Raw genomic sequence first — 26,788 nt, forward strand, 5'->3', positions numbered from 1 at the left:
GATTGCGGTTTGTAAGAGCGAGATAAGAGACCATTACCATCGTGAGGAGTGGTTTGAGTGTTATAGCTCAAGCCCTCGTGATGGTGGAGTACGGCAACAGATTATTAACCTTAATAACGGCAAGTGGGACTTGATTGAGCTTCCTAATTTAACCGAGCGAGAAATCAAAGCTTATTATGAGCAAACCAAAGGCAAACCTTATGACTGGCGAGGTGTAGTGGGGATTGCGTTTGGTGTTAAGCAAAAACAGGATAAGTATTTTTGCTCAGAGTGGTGTTTTAATGCGATTAAATATGGTAGCGAAGACGGGTGGCGATTTAGCCCGAATCAGTTAGCGGTTATTTGTCGAAAATAAAATTATTAATCGGGCGTAAGCCCGTTTTTTATATAAAAAGGGGAATTTATGATGTGGCAAAAACGATTATTAAAACTAAGTCCACAAATGCGAGATAAGCTAGCTGATATTCAGCGAGGCAACGTACAGCCAGTTAATTTAGCGGTGACAGGCACGAAGTTGGGCGTGCATAACTGGACGCATGGTAGCAAAACAAAAGATGGACGCTATCTATCACCAGAAAATGCAATAAAAGCAATTTCGGCTAAATTTGCAGATACATCAGATAAAAACAGACCGACAAATAGTGTTGATGTAGTCGGTATTATGGTATCTACACAAAATATTGATGATTTTATTACACAGCTTGAGCAAGTCGCTGTTTTATTACCTGATCCTGTTTTTAAGCAGTCGTATGACTATGCAAAATCACAAAAAGATCTGGCAACAACAAAAATGATAAAAATGCCAACGGTAGGCTATCCAGCATTTTCACCTGGTGCGGATATTACGCCAGCATCTGCACAATCTTTAAACGGAGTTATGCGTAATGCTAATGCAATGGCGATGGCAGTGAGGGGCGATCCGACAACGCTAATTAATAATATTTTGCAGAAAAAAGCAAAAAAAGAGGAAGAGAATCAACAAAAAGTGAATAAATTGCTATCTGCACAAGCGTCAATTTACGCATATCAGGCAACAGGTACATTAGAGCAAATAGCGCTTACATTACAAGCTGGTAAGCCGTCGTCTGCGTATGTTTATACTGCGTTAGTGATGTATGTCGGTAATGACTTATCAAATATTCGGGGGATGATTGTATGAGTTTAGTATCAGATATTTTTGGGCAGCGTCGCAGACCGTCAGTGCAGTTATCTTTAAACGGTAAACCGATTTATATGTCTAACATGATTATCACGGTAAGTATGCGACGCGAAGAAAAAGATATGAGCGGGCAGAAGTCAAGCACGAAAAAAACAGATAAAGGGGTAAAAGCAAAAGAAATTAATGTCACAGGCATTATTGCATATCGAGATAAACAAAATCTTACTGATCTGTTTAATCTAGCCGAAGCAGTCGATAAAAAAGGCGAACAAGTGAAATATCGGGTTGCTGCGATTAGTGCGGAAGCGATCAATATGCGAGAAGTGCAATTTACCGATGAAATTTCTGTGGTTGAACAAACTAATTTATTGGCTTGGCAAGTATCGTTTAAGCTGCGAGAAATCAATAGTGTCAGCGAGAAGAAAGAGCAACGTAAAAAGAAACCGACAACGAAAGTACAGCAAGAAACAAAAGCAACGCAAGCACAATCTACACAGCAATCAAAAGACGCAAATGCGGACAGTTCACTACGAACAGATTTTGATAAATTATTAGAAAAGGCAGGATTTTAGAGATGAAAATTATTAAAGAATGTTTGATAGACAATAAAAATTATCATCTTAGTAGTGTAATGATTGTTCTTGAGCTAAATAATACAGGTCGAGGCTATATTGTTATTGAGGCGGAAGAAAGCGAATTTGTTGGTAAGTCGGTTACAATTAAAGTCGGTACACACGACAATTTTTATCAGTATTTGCAGGGGTTTGTTGAGCAAGTGCAAGATGAACAGCCAGGCTTTAAAAAATTATTGATCAGAGAAAACGCGGCTAAGTTGGAGCGGATGTTAAATTGCTCGATTCGTCACGCAACCTTGAATGATGTGTGTGCGTTTGTTACTCAACAGACAGGAATTTCGGTAAAAACACCCCCACAAGCATATGCAACAACACCGATTCCGAATTTTACACATTCAGGGTCGGGCTATCAGCTCATTAATAAATTAGGCGATCTGTTTAGCATTCAAAAATATATCTGGCAGCAATCGCCAGATGGATCAATCTATGTTGGTAGTCATAATGATAGCCGTTGGGCGGGTAAAGCGATTACGATTGATAATGGCGATATGTTAGCAAGCGGTAGTAATACGATGACATTACCAATTTATGCTGCGATTAGACCAGGTGCGATTATTAATAATCAGATTATCAACAAAACCGAATTAGTTGATGATGAATTAATTTTATACTGGCAGGAAAGCGACAATAACGGCAAACCAGAGCGAAAATCTCCAGGTCGTAATATGATAGAAAAGGAATTCCCGGAGCTGGCAGGCGGTTATCATTTACCGAGATTAGCGAGAATTGTCGGTGTTGCGGATGCAAGTGCGGGCGGTGATATTTCTGATCAATTTCGCCCTAAATATGCCGTTGAAGTGCAGTTATTGGATGAAAACGGCAATGATGAAAAAGTTGGTGTTTATTCTGCAGTACCGTTACCAGTCACTAGTACAGGCTCGCAGGGCGGTGATTTTGCATTTCCAGAAGTCGGCACTATTGTAGAGCTAGGGTTTGCCTATGGACGGCAAGATAAGCCGTTTGTGCGTACGATGTTGGCTCAAGATAAAACAGTGCCAGCAGTAGCGATAGGTGAGCAGTTAAAACAGCAACGACCAGAAGTTTACGAACGCACAGACGCAGCTGGTAACAAAATTCGAGAAACCGATCAAACAATAACGGATAAATCGCTTAATCGTGTGATTAAGACAGATTCCGAAACAAAGCAAATTGGCACAAGCACAAGCGAGATTGACGCGGATAAAACCGTTGATGTAGGCGGAAATTTTACGACGTCAGTTGTTGGCAATATCACAGAAGTAACGGCAAGTAATAAAATGGTTGGCGTAGGTGGTGCGTTAGATCAAAAAATAAAAGGGCTTGCTCAAATGGTATCAGATGAAAAGATACGTCATGTTGCCCCGAAGTCATATGCAGGATCAGAGGGACAGAATATTTATCGAATATTAGAAGAAACTATACAGATTCTTGCTGATGTTGCTGCAACTGCTGCGAATCATACACATGGTGGGTCACCACCAGTACAATCAGGTGAGTTTGCAAGTCAATCAAGTAGGGCAACAGAAGAAAAGGCGAAGCTAACACCGATAATTGAATAGTTGGTCAACTTAAAAAAAGTTGCCAATTTGGCAATTTATTTTTTAAATAAGGCATTAAATCATAATTAAAACAATTATATAGATAAAAGGGCGAAAGCCCTTTTTTTATTGAGTCAAATTTATTACGTCAAAATCTACGTCACGCAAAATTCACTCGCTCACCTGCGGATTTTATGAAAAATTTTTCTAATTTTTCAGTTAAGCAACAGAAAAAAGATCAGTTAATAGCTTGGTGTGACTGGAATAAGTAAAAAAGATCATTTTGTAAAATTTCAGTTAATTTCGGTGTTTTTCAGTTTATTTTATTGCTGTTTTGTAAGTACATATCTTTATCTATATGAAAAATAAACAGAAATATAATTTTACGTGAAAAGAAATGTAAAAATTGATTACAGTTAAAGATAAAAGCTATCTTTTGAATAAAAAATAGGCAATATAACTAAATTAGATCTAATAACAGCCACTAAAAAAATAACAGCCACAGCCACCAAACAGCCACCAAACAGCCACCAGAACAAAAAATAGACAATTAAAAGAGGTGTGGAGGCGTGTACCGGAGTTGAACCGATCTACATGGATTTGCAATCCAGTGCATAACCGCTTTGCTAACACGCCAAAATAATATTAATGAGTGATATAAAGAATTAAGAAATAGTTAAAACAAAGAAAAAATCACAATCTTTATTATCAATGGTGCCCGAAGCCAGACTTGAACTGGCACGCCCCGAAAGGCGAGAGATTTTAAATCTCTTGTGTCTACCGATTCCACCACCCGGGCAGTTTGGAGCGGGAAACGAGGCTCGAACTCGCGACCCCGACCTTGGCAAGGTCGTGCTCTACCAACTGAGCTATTCCCGCATATTTTTTTATCAAATTTTAATGGTGCCCGAAGCCAGACTTGAACTGGCACGCCTCGAAAGGCGAGGGATTTTAAATCCCTTGTGTCTACCGATTCCACCACCCGGGCAGTTTGGAGCGGGAAACGAGGCTCGAACTCGCGACCCCGACCTTGGCAAGGTCGTGCTCTACCAACTGAGCTATTCCCGCTAAGATTAATGTTGCTGTCAGCATCGTTAATCAACGAGGCGCATTTTACGGAATTGATTTTTTTTGTCAAACGATAATTCTTACTTTTTTGTTTGATTGATGAAAAAAAAAGCTTATTACCCATAGATAGTCGTGTTTTGTTGTTTTTTTATGCGTAAAGTGCTGAAAATTTATGAACTAGAGTGAATTGCTTTTCTGGAAGTGAAGTTTGTGCCAGAATGATGACCTTTGTTGTATAAAGTTAAGGATAGGAATTTTTATGACACAACAATCAATAGAAACTCTTTTAGTTCAACTGGGTAATCGCTCTGATCCAAGTACAGGTTCAGTAGCAACACCAATTCATTTATCTACTGCTTTTGGTCATACAGATATTAAAGGAATTGCTACCGATAATTTTGACTATATTCGTACCAAAAATCCAACCAGAAACGTACTCGAAAATGGTATAGCTCAATTAGAAGGTGGGGATCGTGGTTTTGCTTGTTCATCTGGGATGGCAGCCATTCAACTAATTATGAGTCTATTTACAAGCCCAGATGAGTGGATTATCTCAAGTGATGTTTATGGTGGAACATACCGTTTATTAGACTTCTGTTATAAAAATAATCATGGGGTAAAACCTGTTTATGTGAATACAGCATCAATAGCTGCAATAGAACAAGCAATTACACCAAATACAAAAGCGATTTTTATTGAAACGCCTTCTAACCCATTGATGGAAGAGTGTGATGTTGACGCGATAGCAAAAGTGGCTAAAGCACATAATTTGTTATTAATTGTAGATAATACTTTCTTAACACCCGTATTATTCCGTCCAATTGAGCATGGCGCTGATATTGTCATTCACAGTGCGACTAAATATATTGCAGGTCATAATGATGTATTGGCGGGATTGATTGTTGCTAAAGGTCAAGAGTTATGTGATCGCCTTTACTATATGCAAAATGGCGCAGGTCCAGTGTTAGCGCCATTTGATTGCTACTTAACAATTCGTGGCCTAAAGACATTATCTTTACGTATGGAACGTCATCAACAAAATGCTCAACAAATTGCAGCATTTTTAGCGGAACAACCTGAAGTAACAGATGTGTTATATCCAAATAAAGGGGGGATGCTATCTTTCCGTTTATCGAAAGAAGAGTGGGTAGTACCGTTCTTGAAGGCATTAAAATTGATTACTTTTGCAGAAAGTTTAGGTGGAACAGAAAGTTTTATTACCTATCCAGCTACGCAAACTCATATGGATATTCCTGAGGCAGAACGTATTGCCCGTGGTGTATGTAATCGTTTATTGCGTTTTTCTGTCGGTTTGGAAAATATCGAAGATATTAAAGCAGATGTATTACAAGCGCTTGAAGTGGCAAAAAGATAATCTTTAGTGTTGTTGTAACAGCGTGTCGGAGTAATTACCTACACGCTGTTATATTATGGATAACCATATTTTTAGAATAGGTTAAGTTTATGGTAAACTTAGCCACTTTTTAAAAAGTAGTTCAATATCGATGAAAAAATTACTCTCTTTATTCTTGCTATTATTGATTGGCTTAGGCGGCGCTGGTGCTTATGTTTACCACCATCTTTCTCAATTATTGACTTTACCAATTTCTCATACCGAACAACAATTATTGACTATTGAAAAAGGGACAAGTAGTAAACAATTTGCTGAAAAATTGGTGCAGCAAGGATTATTGCAAGAGTCAGTTTGGGGTTTACCCTATTTATTCAAATTACATCCTGAATATACATTGAAAGCAGGAACATTTTCTTTAACAAAGATCGAAAATTTACAGCAATTACTGATATTAATTCATAGTGGCAAAGAGGCTCAATTTGCCCTTACTTTGCCTGAAGGAAGCACTTTTGCACAGTGGCGTAAGGCACTAGCAGAAGCTCCACATTTACAGCATACCTTGGCTGACAAAAGTGAAGCTGAAATTTATCAATTATTAAAACTACCCAATGAGGATAAGACCGTAGGCAAAATGGAAGGGTGGTTATATCCGGACACTTACTATTACACGGTAAATTCGACTGATTTGGCGTTATTACAACGTGCTGCCGATAAGATGCAAAAGACCTTACAGCAGGTGTGGCAACAACGTGATCAAACTTTGCCATTAAAATCAGCTTATGAATTATTAATCTTAGCTTCAATTATTGAAAAAGAGAGTGCTGTAGCCAGTGAACGACCAGAGATTGCGTCTGTATTTGTCAATCGTTTGAAGAAAGGAATTAAATTACAAACTGATCCCACTGTGATTTATGGAATGGGTGAAAAATATCAGGGCAATATTACGAAAAAAGATCTTAATACGGAAACCGCATATAACACTTATATTATTGATGGTTTGCCACCAACACCGATAGCTATGCCGGATAAAAGTTCTCTTGATGCAGCAGCAAATCCCTCAAAAACAGATTATTTCTATTTTGTCGCAGATGGTAATGGCGGACATAAATTTAGTCGTACTTTGAATGAACATAATCGTGCAGTACAGGATTATTTGCGCTGGTATCGTAATTGGAAAAATCAACAAGGAAATAAATAATGAAAGGCAAGTTTATTGTACTTGAAGGGCTTGAAGGTGCAGGAAAAACTACAGCAAAAAATGTAGTCGTGGAAAAATTACAACAATTAGGTATTAACGAATTTGTCTTTACGCGTGAACCTGGTGGCACACCATTAGCAGAAAAATTACGTCAGCTAATCAAACAGGGTGAAGGCGATGAAATAATTACTGATAAAGCTGAATTATTAATGTTATATGCAGCCCGTGTACAATTAGTTGAAAATGTGATTAAACCAGCGTTAGCACAAGGAAAATGGGTGATTGGTGATCGCCATGATCTTTCGTCACAAGCTTATCAAGGTGGCGGAAGACAAATTGATTCGCAACTATTACAAACACTCAAACAGACAGTTTTAGGGGACTTCCGTCCGGACTTGACCTTATATTTAGATATTGATCCTGAAATTGGTTTATCACGAGCGAGAAGCCGTGGTGAACTTGATCGCATTGAACAACAACAAATTGATTTTTTTGAACGTACACGCCAACGATATTTGCAATTAGTCGCTAACGATCCCAATAGCGTGACAATTAATGCAAATCTTGCAATCGAAGAGGTAACGGCACAACTTAATCAGGCTATTAATTCATGGTTCCAACGACACAATTAAACGGGCTAGTTTGGCTTGAGCCTGTTTATCAACAAATTACCCAAGCTTTTTTAAATGGGCATGGGCACCATGCGTTATTGATTCGCAGTGCGAATGATAATGGTGCGGAACAGTTTTGTCAGGCAGTTGCTCAATGGCTGTTTTGCGAACATAAACAGCAAGGGAGAGCTTGTGGTGAGTGTCGTCAATGTCAATTATTTGAACACCAATCTCATCCTGATTTTTATTTTTTAGCGGCAGAAAAAGGAAAAAAGATCAGTATTGAAAGTATCCGTGAAATCACAGATAAACTTTCTCGGCATAGTCAGCAGCAGAGTGCGAAAGTGGTGTATATCCAAGGAGTAGAACAATTAACAGAAGCCGCAGCAAATGCACTGTTAAAAACATTAGAAGAACCAACAGCAGATTGTTATTTTTTATTGCAAACAGATATTGAACATCAATTACTTGCCACAATTTATAGCCGATGCCAACTTTGGCCATTACCATTGCCAACTCAAGATCAAGGTGTAGCTTGGCTGTTAGCACAAGGGTTTAAACCAAGTAATGATTTACAAATTGCGTTAGCAATGAATTACGGACGGCCATTTGCCGCAAAAAATACCCTAGAGCAGGGTGAAATTGCTAAACGTTTAGAGTTTTTACGTCAATTTTGGAAGTTTTATCGTAATAGAAATTTATTAATGCTATTGCCTTATTTTCAAATGGATAATCCGATTCCTCAGTTAAATTGGCTAGAAGCGTTTTTAATGGATGCTTTAAAAGGCGCATTGGCAATTCATACAGGTTGGCAATGTAATGATTTACGCCAAGGTGTTGAAGCATTCGCCCAACAATTATCGGCATTAAAAATTTATCAAGGATTAGCAATAATTCGCCGAATGCGAGGTGATTTGTTGTCGATTAATGGTGTTAACCAAGAGTTAATTATTGCTAATGGATTAATAGAAATGATTGAAAACGTATTTGAAGGTTAGAGAGATGTTTATTGTTGATTCACACTGTCATTTAGATGCATTGGATTATGAAAAATTACATAAAAATGTTGATGATGTTTTAGAAAAAGCGAAACAGCGAGATGTGAAACATTGCCTTGCGATTGGTGTGGGAATTTCTCGTTTTCATCAATTACAGCAGATGTTAGGGCAACGCAGTGACATTTCATTTTCGTGTGGGCTACATCCATTAGATATTGACGATGAAGTATTTGATGCGGAAAAATTAAAAGAGATCATTGCGTTACCAGATGTAGTTGCCGTAGGAGAAATCGGTTTAGATTATTATTACAGTGCAGAAAATAAACTTGAACAGCAAGCTTGTTTTGCAGCACAAATTGATATTGCTAACCAATTTAATAAACCCGTGATTATTCATACACGATCCGCAGGTGAAGATACACTTAGTCTATTAAAAGAATATCATGCAGAACATTGTGGTGGCGTAATTCACTGTTTTACTGAAAACCAATGGTTTGCGGATCAAGCTTTAGATCTCGGATTTTATATTTCGGTGTCAGGGATTATTACATTTAAAAATGCAGAAGATATTCGAGAAGTGATTCGCCGTGTACCTCTTGATCGGCTCTTAGTGGAAACGGATTCGCCTTATTTAGCACCTGTTCCTTATCGTGGAAAACAGAATCAGCCAGCTTATGTAAGAGAAGTTTGTGAATATGTAGCCACTTTGAAAGGCGTTTCCACAGAAGCATTGGCAGAGATCACAACAAACAACTTTAGTCAGTTATTTGGCGTTAATTTGTCACAATAATATGCTAGGATAAATAACAGTTATTGATATAAAAGGGGAAATAACTATGGCACAGCACTCTAAAGTACGCCGTTTTTTTATGTGGTTTTTCATTACTGTTGCATTAGTTGTACATCTTATTTTAGCCGCAGGAGTGAATTACACTTTTCCAAGCTATGCGATTAAACAAATCACAGGTGTTGAAGTAAAACGGGTAGATAAAGATGGCCCAATTACCAAGTCAAATCCTGCTGATGGCCCAACCAGAGATGTTTATTATATTTATACTCAAGAACCACAAACTGAGAAAGTGATGGTTTATCGCAATGAAGATACGCGTTGGGGATTTCCATTTTATTTCAAATTTGATTCCGCAAATATTCAAGCCAAAGCACAAGCGCTAGCCAGTGAAAAAGCGTTAGTACAAGTAAAGTATTATGGTTGGCGGATTACGATGTTTGATGAATTTAGTAATGTGGTTTCATTGAAAGAAGTCACCGCAGAAGATACCGCATCACACCCAATCGTCAGTTATATTTTGTATATTGTCTTACTTTTGACATTATTTTTATCAATTCAATTTATTCGTGGTTGGTTTGATAGTGAGTAAATAGGGCGTAATGAAAAATATGAACAAGAGAGCATTATTAGGGCGAATTTGTTTTGTAGTTGGGATGTTTTTTATTGGGCAAATTCAAGCCGATAATAGTGTATCAACTCAGCTAGATAATTTAAGTAAAGTCAGTTATCAAGTCACAACAGAATCAGTAGTTAAAGAAGATAGGGTTCAAGTTGTATTAAATACTCAAATTCGGACAAATAAATTGACTAAAAAGGCAAGACAAGCGCTTGAACAACGTATTGATGATCTGATACCTCAGCTAGCGAAACATTATCCTGCTTTAAGAGTAGTAGGAAATCAACGCAATAGCTATGCAAATTATAGTAATGAGGGTAAGGTGGTTGGTTGGACATTAGAGGCAAGTCTGACATTAGAGAGCGGTGATTTTGCTGAAGTGGCTATCTTTATTTCTGAATTACCTAATGATTTTAGCGTGCAAAATACAAATTTCTTTGTTTCTACGGAAATGCGAAAACAGCAAGAAGCAGAGATGGTAAAAACGTTATTGGCTTTGGCACAACAGCAAGCAGAAGTCATTAAAACGGAATTGCACCGTGAGCGGTATCATATTATCAATATTAATTTGAATAATTCAGGGTATATGGCGACTCGAGCGATGCCTATGCGTTTAGCAAAAACAGCGGTAGCTGAACAAGCTGCTAATGATGGTTTAAGTTTTACACCAGGGGAAACCCGATTAATGATGAGTGCGGATGTTGTGATTTCACTATCCGAAAAATAGAAATTCCGTTACAATTTTATTCTTATTCCTACAATTATTGGAGAAATTAATGAAAGTTGCAAAAAATCATGTAGTAGGCATTGCTTATCAAGTTCGTACAGAAGATGGCGTTTTAGTTGATGAAGCACCAGCGAATCAACCACTAGAATATCTACAAGGTCATAATAACTTGGTGATTGGTTTAGAAAATGCCTTAGAAGGTAAAGAAGTTGGTGAAAAATTTGATGTTAAGGTAGCGCCAGAAGAAGCGTATGGTGTTTATAACGAGAATTTAGTGCAACGTGTGCCAAAAGATGTTTTTGTTGGTGTTGATGAATTAAAAGAAGGTATGCGTTTTATTGCGGATACTGATCATGGTCCATTACCAGTTGTGATTACTGAAGTAACAGATAATGATGTAGTTGTAGATGGTAACCATATGTTAGCGGGCCAATCATTACTTTTCACGGTAGAAGTCGTATCTGTACGTGAAGCAACAGCAGAAGAAATTGCGCATGGCCATTTACATCAACATGGTGAAGGTTGTTGTGGTGGACATGATCATCACCACGATGATGAAGAAGGAGGCTGCTGTGGCGGTGGTCATGGTGGTTGCGGTTGTGGTGAACATCACCATCATCACTAATAGCAAAATTTCCACAGAAAAGGGGCGGATATCCGCCCTTTTTTATGTTTATAACAGTTGTGGTGTAACATTCAATTCGCTACTTTGATCAAATAAATACAGTGCGTCATGTTTGAATTGAGCAAAAGCATGTGATTCACTTTGAATTTCTTTATTACGGCTTAAGACAAGCATTTTTTGATTACCAACAAGGCAGTGAGCGATAAAGTGTGGACCTAAATCTTCAATAGCTTCTACCCAAATAGGAATTTGCAAAGGATGATTTGGAGTAGGATGATTGCTTAATGTAATACTTTCTGGTCGAACGCCAAGGAAAATCCGTTTATATGCGTTGTGCTGTTTATACGTATTTTCACTGTAATATTGTTCTAGATGAAATTGGGTCGTAATATCTGCATCTTCAGCTAGGGATAATTGGTGACCATGAATATTGGCTTGTAAAATATTCATAGCAGGTGATCCCATAAAAGTGGCTACAAAGAGATTTCGAGGTTGGTTGTAAATTTCATCTGGCGTACCGATTTGTTCAATCTTCCCTGCATTAATAATGACAATTTTATCTGCCATGGTCATGGCTTCTACTTGATCGTGAGTTACATAAATTGATGTGGTTTTTAAACGACGCTGTAATGCTTTTATTTCCATTCGCATAATATTACGTAATTTTGCATCAAGGTTTGAGAGTGGTTCATCAAAGAGAAATAATTTTGGTTCACGTACAATGGCTCGTCCCATTGCGACACGCTGACGCTGACCACCAGAAAGTTCATGTGGTTTACTGTTAAGATATTCAGTAAGTTGCAGCATTTCAGCAGCAGTATTGACTCGCTTTTCAATTTCCTCTTTTGAAACCTTACGGTTGATTAGACCATAAGCGAGATTGTTATACACGGTCATATGTGGATAAAGTGCATAATTTTGAAATACCATTGCAATATTTCTATCAGCAGGCTCAACATCATTAATACGTATGTTATCTAATAGAATATCGCCTTCACTGACAGTTTCTAAACCAGCGATCATACGTAATAAAGTGGATTTACCACAACCAGAAGGGCCAACAAATACCACAAACTCTCCAGAGTTAATTTCAACATTGGCATCATTAATTGCTTTTTTGCCATTAGAATAGATTTTAGAAACCTGATTGATATGTAAACTAGACATAAAATTCTCTCTCTATTTTTCTGTTTGAATAAGGCATTTGATAAACCACTTTTGAAATATAATCACAACCAAGACAGGTGGAATAACGGAAATTACGGCGAGAGCAAAGATTTGATCATAGTCAGGGATACGCCCTTCATATAAAGCACTAATAATATCTTTGATGCCTAATAATAGTGTTTTAAAGCTTTCATCCGTAGTCATTAGAATTGGCCATAAATATTGATTCCAACCTACAACAAACATAATGATAAAAATTGCTGCAATCATTGTTTTTGATAAAGGGAATAAAATATCTATGAAAAAACGGAATGGGCCAGCATTATCTAGACGCGCTGCTTCAATTAATTCTTCTGGAATTGATTTGAAGAATTGGCGAAAGAAAAATGTTGCTGTGGCAGATGCGATTAAGGGGAGGATTAGTCCAGTATAAGTATTAACCATACCTAATTTAGCCACAATTTCATAAGAAGGAATAATCCGTACTTCTAAAGGCATCAAGAGTGAACTAAACACAATCCAAAAAATAAGATTACCAAAGGGGAAACGGAAATAGACAATTGCATAGGCTGCAGTCATAGAGATGATAATTTTACCAATCGCAAATCCTAATCCTAAAATCATTGAATTTTTTAGTAATAACATACCGTGTACAAGGGCAGTACCGGCCTGAGGGTCAGAGTCAGTATGACCAAATAAGATAGTTTTATAAGCTGCAAATCCTTGATCACCAAACCAGAATTGTAATCCATTGCGAGCGATTTCCTCGGTGCTATGTGTTGAGGAAGTAAAAATGAGCCATAATGGCAACATCAAAAATAGCACACCAACAATTAAAATAATGTGATCGATAACTTTATTCAATTTCATAATAGATCCTTAATAGTGAATTTTTTTCTCAATGTATTTAAATTGAATAACTGTTAGCAGAATGACAAATAACATCAAAATGACGGATTGAGCAGAACTACCACCCAAATCAACACCTACAAAACCATCTTGATAAACTTTATAAACAAGCGTGGTCGTTGCCCCACCAGGTCGTCCTCGAGTTAGCGTATCGATAATGCCGAATGTGTCGAAAAAAGCGTAAGTGATATTAATAATAAGAAGAAAGAAGGTTGTTGGCGCTAATAATGGAAAAGTAATAGACCAAAAACGTTTGGTGTTACTGCGACAATCAATAGTTGCTGCTTCTTGAATAGATTTTGGAATACTCTGTAATCCAGCTAAGAAGTAAACAAAATTGACACTTAGTTGTTTCCATACTGAAACCAAAACTACGGCAAAACCAGCATCAAATGGATCTATCTTATGATCGAATTCCCAAAAGAAATTGAGTAAATGGTAAAGAGGACCAACATGATAATCCAGTAGAAATACACCAATCATTCCAGCAACAGCCGGGGCAACAGCATAAGGCCAAATAATGAGAATTTTATAAACCTTTTGCCCTTTGATTACTTTATCTGCCTTTACTGCAAGTAACAGCGCAATAGCAAGAGAGAAAAAAGTGACTAATACAGAAAAAATTAAGGTAAATTGAATGGATTGTAGGTAAAAATTATTGTGAAAAATATCAAAGTAATTTTGTAATCCAACAAAAGTAGAACCAAGTCCAAACGGATCTTCCATAAAAAAACTGATACGAATTGATTCCCAAGCAGGCCAAACAAAGAAAATCAAGATGATTAACAGTTGTGGGGCAATGAATAAATAGGGAATGGGAGAATGTTTAAACACATTTTTTTCATTTTTATTATCCGCCAGTAATGAAAAAGCCCTTAACCTAGAGCGGTTAAGGACAAAAGTAGATTATTGTTCAACTGTTTGTGCAAAACGAGCGAGTAGCTTATCACTTTCTACTTGAATCGTTTTTAATGCATCTTCTGGAGATTTACTACCATCAAAGATTTTGTCAAATTCACGATTCATCACAACTCGAATTTGTGGGTAGTAACCTAAACGATAGCCTTTAGTCCATTCACCACTAGGTAGATCAAGTTGTAATACGCCAGTTTCTGCTGCAGGTTCTTTTTGATAGTAACCTTCAGCTTTTACTTTTTCATAGGCTGCGTGTGTAACAGGGACGTAACCAGTTTCTTTATGCCAGAATGCTTGCACGTCAGGGGTTGAGAGATAATTGAAAAATTGAGCGGTACATTGGTTTTCTGGTTTTGGGTGATTAGACATCGCAAATAATGCTGCTCCACCAACGAATGTATTGTATTCTTTACCTTTATTCAAACTATCCCAGTAAGGTAAGAAAGCAGTAGCAAATTTAAATTTTACTTTTTGCTTGATACCACCAAATGATCCAGAGGAACCTAACCATAACACAACATCCCCTTTTTCAAATGCATCCTGATTTGGTCCTCAATCAGAACCATAATAATTAAAATAACCTTTATCTTTCCATTCTTTTAACTTTTTAAACATCATTACCATATCTGGATTGTTATAGTAAATTTGTTTTGCAGCGCCATCATAACCATTATTTTGATCAGCAAGCTGTAAGTTATGATGTGACATAAAATTTTCAGCAAAGATCCAAGGTGTATGTGATTCAGATAATGCTGTATAGCCAGCATCTTTTAATTTTTTCGCTACAACCTCAAATTCTTCCCATGTTTTTGGCGCTTTAACGCCGACTTTATCGAGAATTTCTTGATTGTAATAAAGAACTGGTGTTGAAGAGTTAAATGGCATACCAATCATTTTGCCTTTACTATCAGCATAGAAATTACGCACTCCAGCAATATAGTCATTCTTATCAAATGTGACATTATTTTGTTGCATTAGATCTTCTACGCCCACTACAACCCCTTTGGCATTAATGATCGTGGCAGAACCAGCATCATGTACTTGGATAATATTAGGAGATTTTTTAGCTCGGAAAGCAGCAATACTAGCGGTAAGTAATTCTTCGTATGAGCCTTTATAAGCAGGATTTAGCTTACATTGATTTTGGGATGCATTAAAATCATTAGCGATTTTATTTACAGTTTCACCAAGTTGCCCACCCATAGCGTGCCACCAAGTGATTTCAGTCGTTGCATTGGCATTAGCAACTAAAGTTGCACCTAACGTTAAATAAAGCCACTTCTTTGATAACATAAGTTTTCTCCTTCTGGATAAGATGATAGGGTTGCTTTATTGTGGTGAAATGTAGCAAAGAATTGTGACAAATTAATGACAGTTATAAATTATGTTGTTGTCATTAAGTCGTCATAATAAATGCCTATAGTTAGGATGAAAAGAACAGAAAAAGGGGGCCTAAATGACAAAACCATTAGTCATTGCGCACCGTGGCGCTTGTGGATATTTACCTGAACATACATTTGCAAGCAAAGCATTAGCGATTGGACAAGGTGCAGATTTCTTAGAATTAGATTTGGTAATGACAAAAGATGATCAATTGGTAGTTATACATGATCATTTCTTAGATGGGATTAGTAATGTAGCTGATTATTTTCCTGATCGAGCGAGAGCAGATGGGCATTTTTATGTGATGGATTTTACTTTAGCGGAAATTCGTCAATTACAAATGACAGAGCCATTTATACAACATGCAGGACAACAACAAGCGATCTATCCGAATCGTTTTCCATTATGGGCGAGTCGTTTCTCTATTCATACTTTTGAGGAAGAACTACAGTTTATCCGAGGATTAGAGAAAACTTTGTCATGTTCAATTGGTTTGTATGTTGAAATTAAAGCACCTTGGTTACATCATCAAGCTAGGAAGGATATTAGTCTGGCAACATTAACATTATTAAAAAAGTATGGTTATTACCAACGTACAGAGAATATTATTGTTGAAACCTTTGATTATCATGAGTTACTCAGAATTAAGTATCAATTATTGCCAATGTTAGGGGTAGAGTTGCCACTACACTTTTTAATTGCTTATACAGATTGGCAAGAAACACAAGAAAAGATAAGTGAAAATAAATGGCGAAATTATAGTTATGATTGGGTCTTTACTGAAGAAGGTATCAAAGAAATTGCAACACATTTTGATGGAATTAGTCCAGAATTTACGATGTTACTTGATGGACAGTTATCAAGGAAAGGTAATATTGTCCCAACGAAATTAGGTTATTGGGCAAAACAATATGGGTTAGGTGTCCATACTTATACTGTAAGAAAAGATAAATTACCTGAATATGCTAATAGTATGGAAGAGTTGTTAGAAGCGCTAATTAAGGCTGGGGCTAACGGTATTTTTACCGATTTTCCTGATCTTGCAGTACAGTATTTTTCAACATAACAAGCAAATTAATTTATTTCAATAATTGAGCAATCACTTCAGGAATTTGTGTTGGCGCAGTAATGAAGAGTTGTTTGTGGCGATTTAATTCACCTTTGCGTAACTCAATTTGGCTTTTAGCAACACGAAATTGTTTGCTGAGAAATTTAATCAGATGAACATTAGCTTGTCCGTCAATAGGCGGAGCTGTGATGGTAACCTTAAGTTCATCACCATGTAAGCCAACAATTTGGTCTTTGCTGGCTTTAGGTTGCAAATAAATATTAAGTAATAATCCTTGTTCTGTTTGTTGTACCGGCATAATGAAAAGAATATTTGTTGAATGCTATTTTTCAAATGCAATACGTTCTTCCAGAATATCTTGCAAGATGATAGTTCCACAAAAAGAGAAACCTAATTTTTTTAATAGATTTTGCATTGGGATATTGTCTTGATGGGTATCAATACGCAGATGGTGGTGTTGGTTATATGCCCATTCTAATAAATATTGACCAACACCGCGTTTAATAGAAGCTAAACGGTGTACTACACCATAAGTATTCTCTCTAATCCAGTTGCCCTGTATTGAAAGATAGTTTTGTTCAATATCTTGCCCATATTGATAACAGAGGACACCAACAATGGCGCCATCATTGTTATCAATACATTTATACAGAGATTGTTTTTCAATATCTCGAATAATATCCGGTTTCCCAGGATAATTATCAGGCCACTGGCTACCATTACCATTTATTTTCATAAATTGTTTAGCGGCTAGGTAAATTTCTTCAATTTTAGAAAGATCCTCTAGTGTAGCTTGTTCTACTCGCACTTTACTCTCCTTAGAAAGCTTATCAAAATAACTTTATGCAATTAACCAAAGTTGTCCGAATATATCGAGCAGTACGTTATTCAATAAAATAAGTAGAATACCAAGCACCATTACGGAAAAATCTAACATTCCTGTACTTGGTAATATACGGCGGATAGGAGCCAATAAAGGTTCACTAATTTGATATAACAGATAATCTAAAGGATTATTGCCGCGGCTAAACCAACTCATAATGGCTCGTAAGAAAATTGCCCAGAAAATCATTTCACCCCAAGCCTTAGCAATAGAGAGAACACCTAATAATAAAAGGTAGAAAATATCTAATGACAATTTACCAGCCATCAACCAATATAAAATCGGTAATTTAATTGCGCCTAACACAAAAGCGACCAAGAGAGCAGCAAAATCAATGTTATATTTCATTGGAATTAGCTTGCGTAGTGGCGCTAATACAGGTGTTGTAAGTTTAACTAATGCTTGTGAAATCGGATTGTAATAATCAACACGACAATATTGTAGCCACGTCTTTGCTACTAAGATGAAAAGATAAATACCAATAATGGTTTGTACAAGGAATTGCAATGTGTTCATTAAATCTCCTATCTATTAAATAATTCGTGAGAATTGTTGGCGTTTTGCTTGCTGACGAGAGTAAGTATCAAAACATAAACAAATATTACGAATTAATAAACGACCTTTTGCAGAAACGGTAATATTGTCATCATTAATTTGTAATAACCCGTCTTCAACCAGAGGTGCCAATAATGCGAGATCTTCTGCAAAGTGGGATTTAAAGTCAATTTGATACTGCTGTTCTATCGCTGCAAATGGCAATTTAAAGTTACAAATTAACGCTTTAATGACATCACGGCGTAAACAATCTTCGTTGGTGAGTACCAAACCTTTATGCAATGCGATACCACGAGTTTCTACGTTAGCATAATAGCTTTTTAACTCTTTTTGGTTCTGTGCATAAGTATCACCTAATAAACTAATTGCAGAAACCCCTAACCCCAATAAGTCACACTCTTGTTGTGTGGTATAACCTTGGAAATTACGATGTAATACACCGTTTGCTTGTGCAATAGCCAGTTCATCATCAGGTTTAGCAAAATGATCCATACCAATAAATTGATATCCTGATTTTTGTAAAAACTCGATTGTATTTTGCAGAATAGCCAGTTTGGTTTCAGGAGAAGGGAGCTGTTCATCCTTAATTTTACGTTGCCCAGCAAAACGAGTCGGTAGATGAGCATAGTTAAATACACTTAAACGATCTGGGTTGAGTTCTACCACTTTTTTCAAGGTAAACATAAAACTCTCTAAGGTTTGTAGTGGTAAACCATAAATCAAATCAAGGTTTGTTGATTGGAAACCAAGTTCTCTAGCACGCTGCATTAAAGCAAAGATGAAATTTTCGTCTTGTTCACGGTTAATTGCGGTTTGTACCTCTTTATTGAAGTCTTGAACTCCCATACTAATGCGGTTAAAACCGATATTACGCAAATGCTCTAACATCGAAAGTTCGATTTCACGCGGATCCATTTCAATACTAATTTCAGCTTCATCACTGATGGTGAAATTCTCACGTAGCATAGCCATTAAACGTGCAGATTGTTCCTCTGTAAGATAAGTTGGTGTACCACCGCCCCAGTGAATTTGAGTAACTGTACGTTGTGAAAAGAGTGATGCACGCGTGCGAATCTCTCTTTCTAAGTAATCGAGATAAATATCCGCTTTGTGTTGATGACGAGTAATCACTTTATTACAAGCACAGAAGTAACAAAGTTTATGACAAAACGGAATATGTACATATAAAGATAACGGACGAGATGGATAACGTTTTGCCGCCATCACAAAGTCATCATTATTATAAACTTCGTTGAATTCTAATGCAGTTGGATAAGACGTATAACGAGGACCTGATTGGTTATATTTACGAATCAGATCATGATCCCACAAGATTTCGGACATAATATATTTCCCACTAAATTAATTATTTGATTCCCTCAAGTAGTTGAGGTAACTCCGATTTGATTTGTTGTTCTAATTTTGATTCCGTACTTTCTCGAGTACGATCTAATTGGCGTCTTTCTTTCTTGGCTAACGCTTGACGTTCCTCTTTAATCGGCATCTCTCTCACCGTGAGATAAAGCTGATACATAGCAGGAAACGCATTTAATTGAATTTTACCATAAGCCTCAAGTAATGGTTTAAGACGCAGTACCCCTTCAGAATGGTTACATTCATCAGTCAACATAGCTTTCGCAATAATCACAATACTTTCTTGTAAACGATCCAAGCGTTGTTGATATGCTTGTTGTAACATTCGTTTTTGTTTTTTGATTGCTAGTAATAGCGAAATTAAATAACCAAGCATGGCAAGCACAATTAGGCTACCGATACTAAATAATAAAACCGTACTATTCATAATTACTTAAATTGATTGATATCTATTTTTTCAAATTGTTGGTAGAGATCTTGGTCATCTTCATCATCTTCAATACCTAAGATTTCCATTAGCTCTTCAATTCTTGCTAGGCATTGATCAACAAATTGTTGATCTTGTTTAGATAAAGTTACACCGGCATCTAATTGATCGAGTAACTCATTTAATGCAACATTATTTTCTAAGGCTAATAACTCTTGTTCTGGTGAAATAACTTTTTTAGATTGTTTTATTTCATCAGATACAGTGACATTTTGGCGATTAACTTCTTCAACAATTAATGGAATTTTTTTACGACTGTCAACACGAGGATCTTTATTAACCTGTTGATTAACCTGATGTTTTTCAGTTGCTGGGCTATAACGGTTGCCTGATGGGCGGCCTTTATGTTTCTTTTTACGTTTTTCTTCCCACGCTTTATTATCTAATTCATAGCGGGTCGGCTTTTTGCCTTTTTTTGCTATAGTAGGCTCTTTTTTATCTTGCTTACGTGTAGGCATTAAATCACTAATTTTTCTAGTTTTCTTTTGGCGACTCATAATCAAAAATGAATAATAAATGGTTATAAAAAGGTGATATGGGTTGCGATTATAACATTGAATTGTAAAATTTAGCATCTACTGCTTTAGGTATATTAGTTTAATTTGAAGTTAAGGAAAGCATAGTATGAAAAAAGTCTTGCTAATTATTTCTGTATTGGTGTTGAGTGCTTGTGCGGGAAAAACGCCGCCTAAACCAGTGATTGAATTACCGCTAGAACAGATTGTGCAAACATCTTATGCGCCAGCTTATGAAGCAACGCAACAAACTTACCAAGGGCGAGTAAATGATAAATTTTATGTTGATTCATTTGAACATGGTGTATTGGATTGGTTTAAAGGCAAATATAAACAACCGATCTCTGAGTTAAAACATCAGCTTTATGATCAAGGTAAAGGGTTTGATGCCTATATTTATGATTATTACAGTGGAATGATTTTTGCAGCAGACTTACAGAGTAATTTTCAACGTTTGAACTGTTGGCAGGGTATTGATCTACCGAGTTTACAGCAAGGGATTTATGATGCATTGCGTGATTTACAAGCACAGCGTTCAGCAAAAAATAAAATTTGGATTGAGCAAGGAAGCGAAAAATTTGCTCAACAATGTCGTCCTTAAATGCAATTAAATGGTGAAATTTACTACGAAAAGGTAAGGGGTAATCTAAGGTATTTTCTAGGATTTAATCCCCTTTTCTGCTATAATTTCGCCTAATTTTTTGAGTAAAAACTAGAGAATAAAAATATGTCAAATCAAACGTCAAGTTCTTATGATTCATCAAGTATCAAGGTTTTAAAAGGGCTAGATGCCGTACGTAAACGTCCGGGAATGTATATCGGGGATACCGATGATGGTACTGGATTACACCATATGGTATTTGAAGTGGTGGATAATGCGATTGATGAAGCGCTTGCAGGATATTGTAAGGATATTGTTGTCACTATTCATGAAGATAATTCCGTTTCAGTACAAGATGATGGGCGTGGTATTCCTGTTGGGATTCATGAGGAAGAAGGCGTATCAGCAGCAGAAGTGATTATGACCGTCCTTCATGCTGGAGGTAAATTTGATGATAACTCCTATAAAGTATCTGGTGGTTTACATGGTGTTGGGGTTTCAGTTGTTAATGCATTGTCAGATAAGTTGCAATTAACTATTCGCCGTGAAGGTCATGTTCATGAGCAGTTTTATCATTTAGGTGTACCTGAAGCGCCATTAGCTGTCATTGGTGAAAGTGATAAAACAGGAACAGCTGTACGTTTCTGGCCAAGCCCAACCATTTTTAGTAATGTGGAATTTCAGTATGAAATTCTGGCTAAACGTTTGAGAGAACTCTCTTTCTTAAATTCTGGTGTTTCAATTAAATTATTTGATAAACGTACTGATAAATCAGATCACTTCCATTATGAAGGTGGAATTCAAGCGTTTGTTGAATATTTAAACCGTAACAAAAATCCAATTCACCCAAAACCATTCTATTTTATGACCGAAAAAGATGGTATTGGGGTAGAAATTGCTCTGCAATGGAATGATGGTTTCCAAGAAAATCTCTATTGTTTTACTAATAATATTCCTCAACGTGATGGTGGTACGCACTTAGCGGGCTTCCGTGGTGCAATGACTAGAACACTTAATAATTATATGGAAAAAGAGGGATACAATAAAAAGACCAAAATCTCAATGGCAGGGGATGATGCGCGTGAAGGATTAGTTGCGATTGTATCGGTTAAAGTTCCTGATCCAAAATTCTCATCACAAACTAAAGATAAATTAGTATCTTCTGAAGTAAAAGGTGTGGTCGAATCTACAATGGGTGAGCGTTTGCAAGAGTATTTATTAGAAAATCCAGCCGATGCAAAAATCATTGTAGGTAAAATTATTGATGCAGCGAGAGCAAGAGAAGCAGCGCGTAAAGCAAGAGAAATGACTCGCCGTAAAGGTGCATTAGATTTAGGTGGTTTGCCAGGTAAATTAGCAGATTGCCAAGAACGTGATCCAGCACTTTCTGAACTCTATATTGTGGAGGGAGATTCTGCAGGAGGTTCGGCAAAACAAGGTCGTAACCGTAAGAATCAAGCAATTTTACCGTTAAAAGGTAAGATTCTAAATGTGGAAAAAGCACGTTTCGACAAAATGCTTTCATCACAAGAGGTAGCTGCATTAATCACTGCATTAGGTTGTGGTATTGGACGAGATGAATATAATCCAGATAAATTGCGTTATCACAGTATCATTATTATGACCGATGCGGATGTCGATGGATCACATATTCGTACTTTGTTATTAACGTTCTTCTATCGTCAAATGCCAGAGTTAATTGAACGTGGACACGTTTATATTGCGCAACCGCCACTTTATAAAGTGAAAAAAGGAAAACAAGAGCAATATATCAAAGATGATGATGCAATGACGCAATATGAGCTTTCTATTGCATTAGATGGTGCTGCATTATTTGTGCATCCATCAGCACCAGCGATGCAAGGATTACCGTTAGAAAACCTTGTTGCGGAATATAATCGTGTCAATAAGATGATTCAACGTGTATCTCGCCGTTATCCAGCAGCAATTTTACAAGCCCTTGTTTATCACCCTGATTTAGATAAAGCAGTCATGCAACAAGAAGCATCTGTACAACAATGGGTAGAAAGTTTAGTTGATACCCTAACGAAGAAAGAGTTGCATGGAAATCATTATGCGGCAAAAGTGCAGTACAATGCAGAACGTCATCTTTATGAACCAGTGATTACTGTTCGCACGCATGGGATCGATACAGATTATTTGCTTGATTTCCATTTCGTTGAAGGAAGTGAATATAGTTTAATCCTGAAATTAGGTCACCAATTACGTAATCTAATCGAAGATGGGGCTTATGTAGTACGCGGTGAGCGTCGTCTAAATGTTACCAGTTTTGAGCAAGCGATAGATTGGTTAGTGAAAGAATCTCGCCGTGGCTTATCAGTACAGCGTTATAAAGGGTTAGGTGAAATGAATCCAGAACAGCTTTGGGAAACAACTATGGATCCAGAAGCACGCCGTATGTTGAAAGTGTCTATTCGAGATGCAGTCGCAGCAGATCAGCTCTTTACAACCTTAATGGGGGATGAAGTTGAACCTCGCCGTGACTTTATTGAAACCAATGCGTTACACGCAAATTTAGATATTTAATGGATTCGATCCTAGTGAAAAACGCCCATTTTGGGCGTTTTTTTGTAGTATATAAATAAAAAAATAATGCCCATCCTTGGGCATTATTACGTTATTGAGTATGTGGTGTGGAGGCACACTCATTTTTACGTTATAAAGTGACACCACTTTTGAAAATAGCTAATTCACGGAACTCATTTAGCTCATTTTTTGTTGGTTTACCGTTAACGATTTCTACAACTTTCTCAATGAAATCATTCAGTAGTTGAGGCATTGTTACATCTTCTACCAAACGACCGGCATTGAAATCAATCCAGTTACGTTTCCGTTGAGCTAATTCACTATTTGTTGCAATTTTCATAGTAGGAACAAAACCACCATAAGGAGTACCACGTCCTGTGGTAAATAACACCATATGACAGCCAGCCGCAGCCAATGCACTGGTTGCCACCGCATCATTCCCTGGGGCAGTTAAAAGATTTAGTCCAGGTTGAGATAAACGCTCACCATATTTCAGAACATCTACGACTTGGCTATGTCCTGCTTTTTGTGTGCAACCTAACGATTTATCTTCTAACGTAGTAATACCGCCAGATTTATTTCCTGGAGATGGATTTTCATAAATTGGTTGATGATGTGAAATAAAGTATTGTTTGAAATCATTCACCATATCAACAGTCTTTTGGAAAGTGGTTTGATCTCGACAATGACTCATCAAAATTCGCTCAGCACCAAACATTTCTGGTACTTCAGTTAAAACAGTTGTACCACCATAAGCAGTAACATAATCAGAAAAATTACCTAATAAAGGGTTAGCTGTAATACCAGATAAACCATCTGAACCGCCACACTCTAAGCCAAATTTAAGTTCACTTAATTTACCAGCTTGACGTTGATCGTGACGCATTTGCTCATATAGCTGCTGTAATAATTCTAAACCGATTTCTACCTCATCTTCATAATGTTGAGAAATCATAAATTTAACGCGTTGTGGATCATAATCACCTAAGGTTTCTCTAAATACATCCACTTGATTATTTTCGCAACCAAGCCCGATAACTAATACAGCGCCTGCATTGGGATGTTTCACCATATTTTGCAAAATGACTTTCGTATTCTGATGATCATCTCCTAATTGAGAACAGCCATAACTATGGGCAAAGGTAAATACACCATCAATATCAGTTGCTGGGTTTTTAGCTAAGAAACGCTGACGAATTTGATTAGCGATCCCAACTACACAACCCACCGTTGGAATAATCCAAAGTTCATTACGGATAGCAACATCACCATTGGCACGGCGATAGATTTTTACATCTCGATCAGCTTGTTGGACCTCAATGTGTAACTGTTCTGGCTGGTAGGCATAGTCATTAATATCATTCAAATTAGTTTTGACATTGTGCGTATGCACATAATCGCCCGCAGCAATGGATTGGGTAGCATGACCAATAGGATAACCATACTTAATCACATTTTGTCCTTCATGAATATTATGAATAGCAAATTTGTGTCCACGAGGAATATCTTGGGTTAACGTGATATTTTCTTTATCTAATTGAATGATTTGCCCAGCAGACAAATTCTGTAAAGCAACAGCAACGTTGTCTTGAGCTTGAATTTGAATAAACTGCTTCATAATCACACCTAGCAATATTGGGTTAATGCATTACGCATACCTTGTTGCAAAATAGCCTCAAGTTTTGCTGAAACCTCATCAACAAGTTGTGGAATTTGGGTTAAATCTTGTTGCCAATGTTCTTCTTGACTTAATACATTTTTAACAAGTTGAGTGAGGGAAATTTGTTGTTGTTCAACTTGTTGCCACCAAGTAGCAAAATGATCTAACCAAATTTGATCGTCTTGTAATGGAATAGTTTGATCGGCACGTTTGCCACGATAAAAGGCAATTAATGCAGCTAATGCAAAAGTAAGACGAGCTGGTAAGCGTTGATATTTTTGCTGATAAGTTAATAATTGCGGCAAAATACGAGTACGGTATTTTGTCATACTATTCAATGCGATAGATAGCAAGGCATGCTGGATAAATGGATTTTGGAAGCGACTTATAACAGCATCTGCAAAATGTTGTAATTCATCTTTTGGCAACGAAAGTGTCGGAATAATTTCTTCAGCAAGTGTATCAACAACAAATTGACGTAATTGAGAATCTTGCATTGCATCACCGACATAATCAATGCCAGCAAGGTAAGCCACAGGAACCAATGCAGTGTGCGCGCCATTTAAGATGGCAACTTTACGTTCTTTATAAGGCTTAATATCATCAACGACTAAAATATTTAGTTTTAATTGATCTAAATGGAAAAGTTTTTCTAATGATTTTGGTCCTTGAATAACAAAGAGATAGAAATATTCTGCGGTATCTAAGAAAGTATCTTGATAGCCTAATTCAGTAGTGATTTGTTCCACTTCATTGCGAGGATAGCCAGTTACAATGCTATCTACCAATGTTGAACAGAAAGTATTTGCGGTTTCTAACCAAGAAATAAATTCAGTTGGAAGTTTCCACTCATTAGCATAACGTAATACTAATTCTTTAAGTTGTTCACCGTTATAGTCGATAAGTTCACATGGCAAAATAGTAAAACCATATTGTTGATCGCCATTAGTAAATAGGAAACGTTCATAGAGTAATTGAGTTAATTTTGCTGGATAACTTACAGCAGGACGATCGGTTAATTTATCTCCTGCATGATAGCTAATTCCCGCTTCAGTGGTATTTGAGAAAATAAGTTTGATCTCAAGATTGTGTGCCAGATTAATATAATCGTCAAAGTTAAGATAAGGGTTAATTTCATTATTTACTGAACGAATAATTCTAGCCTGTTTAACCGCTTCCCCCTGTTCATTTAAACCACGAATAATTGTGGTATAAAGTCCATCTTGTGTATTTAATAGCGGCGGAAAATCAGTATTAATTGGACGAATAATCGTTACACCGCTATTAAAATCGGTTTTTTCATTTAAAAGATCAATTTGCCAATCAATAAACGCACGTAAAAAATTACCTTCACCAAATTGGATAATCTTAGTTGGATATTGATTGCCTGGAAAATTGGTACGATTGAGTTGTTGCATGATAAAT

Annotated in this window: 26 protein-coding genes, 5 tRNA genes and 1 pseudogene; 15 read left to right on the forward strand and 17 right to left on the reverse strand. The window is 36.8% G+C overall.

Annotated features, from left to right (window positions below; translation table 11 throughout):
- The 4 genes from PF272_RS03795 to PF272_RS03810 all read left to right on the forward strand — a co-directional run.
- A partial coding sequence (locus PF272_RS03795; RefSeq protein ID WP_271141678.1) for an enoyl-CoA hydratase occupies positions 1–355 on the forward strand: 355 nt, incomplete at its 5' end.
- 48 nt (positions 356–403) lie between these two features.
- Complete coding sequence (locus tag PF272_RS03800) at positions 404–1,159, forward strand: hypothetical protein (RefSeq protein ID WP_271141679.1); 756 nt, start codon at positions 404–406, stop codon at positions 1,157–1,159.
- Positions 1,156–1,731 (forward strand): baseplate complex protein, encoded by a 576-nt coding sequence (locus PF272_RS03805; protein WP_271141680.1) that lies wholly within the window; start codon positions 1,156–1,158, stop codon positions 1,729–1,731. Before PF272_RS03800 ends, PF272_RS03805 begins: the two co-directional genes overlap by 4 nt.
- Before the next feature lie 2 nt (positions 1,732–1,733).
- Entirely contained in the window at positions 1,734–3,332 is a 1,599-nt protein-coding gene (locus PF272_RS03810) for a hypothetical protein (RefSeq protein ID WP_271141681.1), read from the forward strand.
- A gap of 541 nt (positions 3,333–3,873) precedes the next feature.
- Here PF272_RS03810 and PF272_RS03815 read toward each other — a convergent pair.
- The 5 genes from PF272_RS03815 to PF272_RS03835 form a co-directional block, all read right to left on the reverse strand.
- A tRNA-Cys gene (locus PF272_RS03815) sits at positions 3,874–3,947 on the reverse strand.
- A gap of 76 nt (positions 3,948–4,023) precedes the next feature.
- Positions 4,024–4,110: transfer RNA gene (locus PF272_RS03820), tRNA-Leu, on the reverse strand.
- 4 nt (positions 4,111–4,114) lie between these two features.
- Positions 4,115–4,190, reverse strand: a tRNA-Gly gene (locus PF272_RS03825).
- A 22-nt stretch (positions 4,191–4,212) separates the two neighbouring features.
- Positions 4,213–4,299 (reverse strand) — tRNA-Leu (locus PF272_RS03830).
- A 4-nt stretch (positions 4,300–4,303) separates the two neighbouring features.
- Positions 4,304–4,379 (reverse strand) — tRNA-Gly (locus PF272_RS03835).
- Positions 4,380–4,638: 259 nt separating this feature from the next.
- Here PF272_RS03835 and PF272_RS03840 point away from each other — a divergent pair.
- The 8 genes from PF272_RS03840 (at position 4,639) to slyD (ending at position 11,298) form a co-directional block, all read left to right on the forward strand.
- Positions 4,639–5,754, forward strand: a complete 1,116-nt coding sequence (locus PF272_RS03840; protein WP_271141682.1) for a methionine biosynthesis PLP-dependent protein — start codon at positions 4,639–4,641, stop codon at positions 5,752–5,754.
- Between the two features lie 130 nt (positions 5,755–5,884).
- On the forward strand, positions 5,885–6,931 hold the full coding sequence (mltG, locus tag PF272_RS03845; protein WP_271141683.1) for an endolytic transglycosylase MltG: 1,047 nt from the start codon (positions 5,885–5,887) through the stop codon (positions 6,929–6,931).
- Positions 6,931–7,563, forward strand: a complete 633-nt coding sequence (gene tmk, locus PF272_RS03850; RefSeq protein ID WP_271141684.1) for a dTMP kinase — start codon at positions 6,931–6,933, stop codon at positions 7,561–7,563. Before mltG ends, tmk begins: the two co-directional genes overlap by 1 nt.
- Positions 7,542–8,540, forward strand: coding sequence for a DNA polymerase III subunit delta' (gene holB, locus PF272_RS03855; protein ID WP_271141685.1), 999 nt, complete (start codon positions 7,542–7,544; stop codon positions 8,538–8,540). The genes tmk and holB overlap by 22 nt, the downstream gene beginning before the upstream one ends.
- A gap of 4 nt (positions 8,541–8,544) precedes the next feature.
- On the forward strand, positions 8,545–9,330 hold the full coding sequence (locus PF272_RS03860) for a YchF/TatD family DNA exonuclease (RefSeq protein WP_271141686.1): 786 nt from the start codon (positions 8,545–8,547) through the stop codon (positions 9,328–9,330).
- Between the two features lie 46 nt (positions 9,331–9,376).
- Entirely contained in the window at positions 9,377–9,919 is a 543-nt protein-coding gene (locus tag PF272_RS03865; RefSeq protein ID WP_065233814.1) for a DUF1523 family protein, read from the forward strand.
- A 19-nt stretch (positions 9,920–9,938) separates the two neighbouring features.
- On the forward strand, positions 9,939–10,673 hold the full coding sequence (locus PF272_RS03870; RefSeq protein ID WP_271141687.1) for an SIMPL domain-containing protein: 735 nt from the start codon (positions 9,939–9,941) through the stop codon (positions 10,671–10,673).
- Between the two features lie 49 nt (positions 10,674–10,722).
- Positions 10,723–11,298, forward strand: a complete 576-nt coding sequence (slyD, locus tag PF272_RS03875; RefSeq protein ID WP_271141688.1) for a peptidylprolyl isomerase — start codon at positions 10,723–10,725, stop codon at positions 11,296–11,298.
- Positions 11,299–11,346: 48 nt separating this feature from the next.
- Here slyD and PF272_RS03880 read toward each other — a convergent pair whose 3' ends face one another.
- The 4 genes and pseudogenes from PF272_RS03880 to PF272_RS03895 form a co-directional block, all read right to left on the reverse strand.
- The gene (locus PF272_RS03880; protein ID WP_271141689.1) at positions 11,347–12,465 is read right to left on the reverse strand and encodes an ABC transporter ATP-binding protein; all 1,119 of its coding nucleotides are present in this window, start codon (positions 12,463–12,465) and stop codon (positions 11,347–11,349) included.
- A 12-nt stretch (positions 12,466–12,477) separates the two neighbouring features.
- Positions 12,478–13,335, reverse strand: coding sequence for an ABC transporter permease subunit (locus tag PF272_RS03885; protein ID WP_271141690.1), 858 nt, complete (start codon positions 13,333–13,335; stop codon positions 12,478–12,480).
- 9 nt (positions 13,336–13,344) lie between these two features.
- Positions 13,345–14,208, reverse strand: a complete 864-nt coding sequence (locus PF272_RS03890; protein ID WP_271141691.1) for an ABC transporter permease subunit — start codon at positions 14,206–14,208, stop codon at positions 13,345–13,347.
- A 72-nt stretch (positions 14,209–14,280) separates the two neighbouring features.
- Positions 14,281–15,582: pseudogene (locus PF272_RS03895) on the reverse strand (extracellular solute-binding protein).
- 163 nt (positions 15,583–15,745) lie between these two features.
- Between PF272_RS03895 and glpQ the strand changes: the two are divergent.
- Positions 15,746–16,738, forward strand: coding sequence for a glycerophosphodiester phosphodiesterase (gene glpQ / locus PF272_RS03900; protein ID WP_271141692.1), 993 nt, complete (start codon positions 15,746–15,748; stop codon positions 16,736–16,738).
- A 13-nt stretch (positions 16,739–16,751) separates the two neighbouring features.
- On the opposite strand, the gene yggU is transcribed toward glpQ, so the two are convergent.
- The 6 genes from yggU to yihI are packed head-to-tail and all read right to left on the reverse strand — an operon-like array spanning position 16,752 to position 20,537.
- Positions 16,752–17,039: a DUF167 family protein YggU gene (gene yggU / locus PF272_RS03905; RefSeq protein ID WP_271141693.1), complete on the reverse strand. Its 288-nt coding sequence runs from the start codon at positions 17,037–17,039 to the stop codon at positions 16,752–16,754.
- Between the two features lie 24 nt (positions 17,040–17,063).
- Positions 17,064–17,549 (reverse strand): GNAT family N-acetyltransferase, encoded by a 486-nt coding sequence (locus PF272_RS03910; RefSeq protein WP_271141694.1) that lies wholly within the window; start codon positions 17,547–17,549, stop codon positions 17,064–17,066.
- Between the two features lie 33 nt (positions 17,550–17,582).
- A complete protein-coding gene (locus PF272_RS03915; protein WP_271141695.1) occupies positions 17,583–18,140 on the reverse strand; it encodes a YggT family protein in 558 nt (185 codons plus the stop codon).
- Positions 18,141–18,155: 15 nt separating this feature from the next.
- Entirely contained in the window at positions 18,156–19,523 is a 1,368-nt protein-coding gene (hemN, locus tag PF272_RS03920) for an oxygen-independent coproporphyrinogen III oxidase (protein WP_271141696.1), read from the reverse strand.
- A 22-nt stretch (positions 19,524–19,545) separates the two neighbouring features.
- Complete coding sequence (locus PF272_RS03925) at positions 19,546–19,980, reverse strand: DUF2489 domain-containing protein (protein WP_065237565.1); 435 nt, start codon at positions 19,978–19,980, stop codon at positions 19,546–19,548.
- A 2-nt stretch (positions 19,981–19,982) separates the two neighbouring features.
- Positions 19,983–20,537: a Der GTPase-activating protein YihI gene (gene yihI / locus PF272_RS03930; protein WP_271141697.1), complete on the reverse strand. Its 555-nt coding sequence runs from the start codon at positions 20,535–20,537 to the stop codon at positions 19,983–19,985.
- 127 nt (positions 20,538–20,664) lie between these two features.
- Between yihI and PF272_RS03935 the strand changes: the two genes are divergently transcribed.
- Both PF272_RS03935 and gyrB read left to right on the forward strand, forming a co-directional pair.
- On the forward strand, positions 20,665–21,156 hold the full coding sequence (locus PF272_RS03935) for a hypothetical protein (RefSeq protein WP_271141698.1): 492 nt from the start codon (positions 20,665–20,667) through the stop codon (positions 21,154–21,156).
- 126 nt (positions 21,157–21,282) lie between these two features.
- Positions 21,283–23,703 carry a DNA topoisomerase (ATP-hydrolyzing) subunit B gene (gene gyrB, locus PF272_RS03940; protein ID WP_271141699.1) on the forward strand — a complete coding sequence of 807 codons (2,421 nt, stop codon included), beginning with the start codon at positions 21,283–21,285 and terminating at the stop codon, positions 23,701–23,703.
- A 130-nt stretch (positions 23,704–23,833) separates the two neighbouring features.
- On the opposite strand, the gene PF272_RS03945 is transcribed toward gyrB, so the two are convergent.
- Positions 23,834–25,321, reverse strand: a complete 1,488-nt coding sequence (locus PF272_RS03945; RefSeq protein ID WP_271141700.1) for a UxaA family hydrolase — start codon at positions 25,319–25,321, stop codon at positions 23,834–23,836.
- An 8-nt stretch (positions 25,322–25,329) separates the two neighbouring features.
- Positions 25,330–26,781, reverse strand: a complete 1,452-nt coding sequence (locus PF272_RS03950) for a tagaturonate reductase (protein ID WP_271141701.1) — start codon at positions 26,779–26,781, stop codon at positions 25,330–25,332.
- Positions 26,782–26,788 lie beyond the last annotated feature (7 nt).

It is taken from the genome of Gallibacterium faecale (genome assembly GCF_027920745.1).
GTDB lineage: Bacteria > Pseudomonadota > Gammaproteobacteria > Enterobacterales > Pasteurellaceae > Gallibacterium > Gallibacterium faecale.

Bases quoted from the DNA above. Each gene is read 5' to 3' on its own strand.
- PF272_RS03800 (WP_271141679.1), top strand. From the start codon at position 404: ATGATGTGGCAAAAACGATTATTAAAACTAAGTCCACAAATGCGAGAT.
- PF272_RS03805 (WP_271141680.1), top strand. From the start codon at position 1,156: ATGAGTTTAGTATCAGATATTTTTGGGCAGCGTCGCAGACCGTCAGTG.
- PF272_RS03810 (WP_271141681.1), top strand. From the start codon at position 1,734: ATGAAAATTATTAAAGAATGTTTGATAGACAATAAAAATTATCATCTT.
- PF272_RS03840 (WP_271141682.1), top strand. From the start codon at position 4,639: ATGACACAACAATCAATAGAAACTCTTTTAGTTCAACTGGGTAATCGC.
- mltG (WP_271141683.1), top strand. From the start codon at position 5,885: ATGAAAAAATTACTCTCTTTATTCTTGCTATTATTGATTGGCTTAGGC.
- tmk (WP_271141684.1), top strand. From the start codon at position 6,931: ATGAAAGGCAAGTTTATTGTACTTGAAGGGCTTGAAGGTGCAGGAAAA.
- holB (WP_271141685.1), top strand. From the start codon at position 7,542: ATGGTTCCAACGACACAATTAAACGGGCTAGTTTGGCTTGAGCCTGTT.
- PF272_RS03860 (WP_271141686.1), top strand. From the start codon at position 8,545: ATGTTTATTGTTGATTCACACTGTCATTTAGATGCATTGGATTATGAA.
- PF272_RS03865 (WP_065233814.1), top strand. From the start codon at position 9,377: ATGGCACAGCACTCTAAAGTACGCCGTTTTTTTATGTGGTTTTTCATT.
- PF272_RS03870 (WP_271141687.1), top strand. From the start codon at position 9,939: ATGAACAAGAGAGCATTATTAGGGCGAATTTGTTTTGTAGTTGGGATG.
- slyD (WP_271141688.1), top strand. From the start codon at position 10,723: ATGAAAGTTGCAAAAAATCATGTAGTAGGCATTGCTTATCAAGTTCGT.
- PF272_RS03880 (WP_271141689.1), bottom strand. From the start codon at position 12,465: ATGTCTAGTTTACATATCAATCAGGTTTCTAAAATCTATTCTAATGGC.
- PF272_RS03885 (WP_271141690.1), bottom strand. From the start codon at position 13,335: ATGAAATTGAATAAAGTTATCGATCACATTATTTTAATTGTTGGTGTG.
- glpQ (WP_271141692.1), top strand. From the start codon at position 15,746: ATGACAAAACCATTAGTCATTGCGCACCGTGGCGCTTGTGGATATTTA.
- yggU (WP_271141693.1), bottom strand. From the start codon at position 17,039: ATGCCGGTACAACAAACAGAACAAGGATTATTACTTAATATTTATTTG.
- PF272_RS03915 (WP_271141695.1), bottom strand. From the start codon at position 18,140: ATGAACACATTGCAATTCCTTGTACAAACCATTATTGGTATTTATCTT.
- hemN (WP_271141696.1), bottom strand. From the start codon at position 19,523: ATGTCCGAAATCTTGTGGGATCATGATCTGATTCGTAAATATAACCAA.
- PF272_RS03925 (WP_065237565.1), bottom strand. From the start codon at position 19,980: ATGAATAGTACGGTTTTATTATTTAGTATCGGTAGCCTAATTGTGCTT.
- yihI (WP_271141697.1), bottom strand. From the start codon at position 20,537: ATGAGTCGCCAAAAGAAAACTAGAAAAATTAGTGATTTAATGCCTACA.
- PF272_RS03935 (WP_271141698.1), top strand. From the start codon at position 20,665: ATGAAAAAAGTCTTGCTAATTATTTCTGTATTGGTGTTGAGTGCTTGT.
- gyrB (WP_271141699.1), top strand. From the start codon at position 21,283: ATGTCAAATCAAACGTCAAGTTCTTATGATTCATCAAGTATCAAGGTT.
- PF272_RS03945 (WP_271141700.1), bottom strand. From the start codon at position 25,321: ATGAAGCAGTTTATTCAAATTCAAGCTCAAGACAACGTTGCTGTTGCT.
- PF272_RS03950 (WP_271141701.1), bottom strand. From the start codon at position 26,781: ATGCAACAACTCAATCGTACCAATTTTCCAGGCAATCAATATCCAACT.